Source organism: Microbacterium sp. Kw_RZR3 (assembly GCF_029222405.1).
Classification (GTDB): Bacteria; Actinomycetota; Actinomycetes; order Actinomycetales; family Microbacteriaceae; genus Microbacterium.
In genome coordinates this window covers 1-4,354 of the sequence record NZ_JARHXC010000180.1, presented here as the reverse complement: position 1 = coordinate 4,354, position 4,354 = coordinate 1, and the positions used below count along the sequence as shown (strand labels likewise).

Genomic DNA, 4,354 nt, shown 5'->3' with positions numbered 1-4,354 from the left:
AGCGAACGAGTTCGGCCGCGTTGCCGGAGTCCGTCCCGGGCAGCTCGCCCGGCCGGGTGTTCGGTGCCGTCACACCCTCACTGCGTCGGTGGGCGCGCATCGCGCGCAGCGATCCGGTCGCGCCCGGGGCCGGTGCGGCGGTGACACCGATGCGTCGTCCCGGGGTGTGCAACTGCAGGGCGTAGCGGGTGTCGACGTGGATGAGCGCAGCCCACGGCACGCGGTATCGCAGGGCGATGTTGTCGACCTGCACGGCCTCGTCGTCGACGCAGATCGAGGGCGACCAGAGCACGGCGGTCACGACGGCCGCCGCGCCGAGGCCTCCGACGATCACGAGCGCGGGCGCGTCCGAGGCGCCGGGCACCACCAGCAGGCCGATCGCGACCACGGCGATGATCGCCCACGCGATGACGCACAGGATGCGGGTGAACGTCGAACGGAACGTCTGGCGTGGCATCCTCCGATTCTTTCATTTTCCGATCACTCACTCCCGCTGAGCGGGACCGAGAGGACAGTCTCATGAGCACGACCGAGACGGCGGGCGTCCCCGCCCTCCAGATGACCGACCTCAGCGTCGACTTCGCCGTCGACGACGTCTGGGTTCCGGCCGCGAAGAACCTGAACTACTCGATCGCGCGCGGTCAAGTGGTCGCCGTCGTCGGCGAGTCGGGTTCGGGAAAGAGCGTGAGCTCGATGGCCGTGCTCGACCTGCTTCCCAAGAACAGCCGGGTCACCGGAAGCATCAAGGTGAACGGTCGCGAGATCACCGACCTGTCGGGTCGACAGATGCGTGAGCTGCGCGGTCCCGAGGTCGCCGCCATCTTCCAGGAGCCGATGACGGCGCTCAACCCGGTGCTGACGGTGGGGTCGCAGATCATCGAGGCTCTGCGCGCGCACACCCCCATCGCTCCGTCCGCGGCCAAGGCTCGTGCTCTCGAGCTGCTGGGCATGGTCGGCCTGCCCGACCCGGCCAAGGCGTTCGCGTCGTACCCGCACCAGCTCTCGGGCGGTCAGCGCCAGCGCGCGATGATCGCGCAGTCGATCAGCCTCGAGCCCGCCCTGCTCATCGCCGACGAGCCGACGACCGCGCTCGACGTCACGGTCCAGGCCGAGATCCTCGACCTCATCCGCGACCTGCGTGACCGCCTCGACTCGGCCGTGCTGCTCATCACCCACGACATGGGTGTCGTCGCCGACCTCGCCGACTGGATCGTCGTGATGAAGTCGGGCGAGATCGTCGAGCAGGGTCCTGCCGCGGTCGTGCTCGGCGACCCGCAGGACGACTACACGAAGGAACTGCTCGCGTCGGTCCCGCGCCTCGGCGAGACGCTCGAGGGTGAGGCGACGGTCGACATCGTCGAGGCCCTCGCCGCCGCGGTGGCCGAAGGTCCCGCGCACACCGAGGAGATCTCGCTCGCCGCCGAAGCGCCTGTCATCGCCCACCCGGTGCTCGAGCTCGAGCACGTGTCGATCGAGTACGGCAAGAAGGGCCGTGTCGCCGCGTTCCGCGCGGTCGACGATGTGACCCTCGGGATCGCCGAGGGCGAGATCGTCGGTCTGGTCGGCGAGTCGGGCTCGGGGAAGTCGACGATCGGTCGTGCCGCGATCGGGCTGCAGCCGATCGCCGACGGCCGTCTCGTGGTCGACGGCGTCGACATCTCGAGCGGCTCGCGCAAGCTCATCAAGTCGCTGCGTCGTCGCGTCGGCATCGTGTTCCAGGACCCGTCGTCGTCGCTGAACCCCCGCCTCCCGATCGGCGAGTCGATCGGCGAACCGCTCTTCCTCGCCGGTGAGGCGAAGGGCGCCGAGCTCGACGCCCGCGTCGAGAAGCTCCTCGACGAGGTGCGCCTCCCGCGCAGCTACCGCAACCGCTACCCGCACGAACTGTCCGGTGGTCAGAAGCAGCGCGTCGGCATCGCTCGCGCCCTGTCGCTTCAGCCGCGCCTTCTCGTGGCCGATGAGCCCACGAGCGCCCTCGACGTGTCGGTGCAGGCGCGCGTGCTCGAGCTTCTCAGCGAGCTGCAGAAGGAGCACCGTTTCGCGTGTCTCTTCATCAGCCACGACCTCGCCGTGGTCGACGCGATGGCTGACCGGATCGTCGTGCTCAACCGCGGAAAGATCGCCGAGCAGGGCACGCGTGACGAGATCCTGCGTGCTCCGAAGGAGCCGTACACGCAGCGTCTCATCGCCGCGATCCCGGTGCCCGACGTCGAGGTCCAGGCCGCTCGTCGCGAACTGCGTCACGAGCTGCTGAAGGACACGCCGGCATCCTGATCACGAACGGGAAAGGGCGGGGATCCCTCGGGACTCCCGCCCTTTCCTGGTGTCTGCCAGGGAAAGTTGCGGGCGCCCGGTAGAGTGGGAGTGCCCGATTCCGGGCGACACCCCAATTTTCCTGGAGACCCTCCATGGCGCACGCCCTTCGTCCTGACCTCCGTAACGTCGCGATCGTCGCGCACGTCGACCACGGCAAGACGACTCTCGTCGACGCCATGCTCCGCCAGACCGGCTCGTTCGGCGAGCACGCGCACGTCGAAGAGCGCGCGATGGACTCGAACGACCTCGAGCGCGAGAAGGGCATCACGATCCTCGCCAAGAACACGGCGATCGAGTACAACGGCATCCACACCGACGTGCCCGTCACGATCAACGTGATCGACACCCCGGGTCACGCCGACTTCGGTGGCGAGGTCGAGCGTGGCCTCTCGATGGTCGACGGCGTCGTGCTGCTCGTCGATGCGTCCGAGGGCCCGCTGCCCCAGACCCGCTTCGTGCTGCGCAAGGCGCTCGAGGCCAAGCTCCCCGTCATCCTGCTGGTCAACAAGACCGACCGCCCCGACGCGCGCATCGCCGAGGTCGAAGAGGAGGCGCACGACCTGCTGCTGGGTCTCGCGTCCGACCTCGTCGACGACGTGCCCGACCTCGACGTCGACGCGCTGCTCGACGTGCCGGTGGTCTACGCCTCGGGCCGCGCTGGTGCCGCGTCGCTCAACCGCCCCGACAACGGTGCGCTGCCCGACAACGACGACCTCGAGCCGCTGTTCGCCGCGATCCTCGAGCACGTGCCGGCTCCGGCCTACGACGACGAGGCGCCGCTGCAGGCGTGGGTGACGAACCTGGACTCCAGCCCGTTCCTCGGTCGCCTCGCGCTGCTGCGCGTCTTCAACGGCACGCTCAAGAAGGGCCAGACGGTCGCCTGGGTGCGCTCCGACGGCACCACGAGCAACGCCCGCGTGACGGAGTTGCTGAAGACCCGCGCGCTCGAGCGCTTCCCCGCTGAGTCCGCCGGCCCCGGCGACATCGTCGCCATCGCCGGTTTCCCCGACATCACCATCGGCGAGACCATCGCCGACCCCGAGGACGTGCGTCCGCTGCCGGCCATCACGGTCGACGATCCCGCCATCTCGATGACGATCGGCACGAACACCTCGCCCCTGATGGGCAAGGTCAAGGGGCACAAGCTCACCGCCCGCATGGTCAAGGACCGTCTCGACCGCGAGCTCATCGGTAACGTCTCGCTCAAGGTCGTCGACATCGGACGCCCGGATGCCTGGGAGGTCCAGGGCCGCGGCGAGCTCGCCCTGGCGATCCTCGTCGAGAACATGCGCCGCGAGGGCTTCGAGCTCACCGTCGGAAAGCCCCAGGTGGTCACCAAGCGCGGCGAAGACGGGAAGCTCAAGGAGCCCTTCGAGCACCTCACGATCGACGCCCCCGAAGAGCACCTCGGCGCGATCACGCAGCTCATGGCCGCCCGCAAGGGCCGCATGGACAACATGACCAACCACGGCACCGGCTGGGTGCGTATGGAGTTCGTCGTCCCCTCGCGCGGTCTCATCGGCTTCCGTAGCGAGTTCCTGACGATCACGCGCGGCACCGGCATCGCCAACGCGATCTCGCACGGCTACGACGACTGGGCCGGTTCGATCACGACCCGTCAGAACGGCTCGATCGTGGCCGACCGCATGGGTGTCGTCACCCCGTTCGCCATGATCGCCCTGCAGGAGCGCATGAGCTTCTTTGTGCAGCCCACCGAAGAGGTCTACGAGGGCATGGTCATCGGCGAGAACTCGCGCGCTGACGACATGGACGTCAACATCACGAAGGAGAAGAAGCTCACGAACATGCGTTCGTCGACCTCGGACTCCTTCGAGTCAATGACGCCCCCGCGCGTGCTCACGCTGGAGGAGTCGCTCGAGTTCGCGCGCGACGACGAATGCGTCGAGGTCACGCCCGAGAAGGTGCGCATCCGCAAGGTCGTGCTCGACGCGACCGAGCGTGGTCGCGCCGCCTCGCGTTTGAAGCGTCAGGATGCCAACGCCTGAGCGTTGAGTCCGAGAACGGCCCCATCGAGTTC

3 protein-coding genes are annotated in these 4,354 nt (G+C 68.4%); 2 read left to right on the top strand and 1 reads right to left on the bottom strand.

All coding sequences use genetic code 11. The features are described 5' to 3' along the window. Positions 1–457: PH domain-containing protein (locus P2P98_RS09445; RefSeq protein WP_275799412.1), on the bottom strand; the 457-nt coding region annotated here is incomplete at its 3' end. A gap of 62 nt (positions 458–519) precedes the next feature. Between P2P98_RS09445 and P2P98_RS09440 the strand changes: the two genes are divergently transcribed. Further along, positions 520–2,274: an ABC transporter ATP-binding protein gene (locus P2P98_RS09440; protein ID WP_275799411.1), complete on the top strand. Its 1,755-nt coding sequence runs from the start codon at positions 520–522 to the stop codon at positions 2,272–2,274. A gap of 134 nt (positions 2,275–2,408) precedes the next feature. Next, positions 2,409–4,322 (top strand): translational GTPase TypA, encoded by a 1,914-nt coding sequence (typA, locus tag P2P98_RS09435; protein ID WP_058597994.1) that lies wholly within the window; start codon positions 2,409–2,411, stop codon positions 4,320–4,322. The last annotated feature ends 32 nt before the right edge of the window (positions 4,323–4,354 follow it).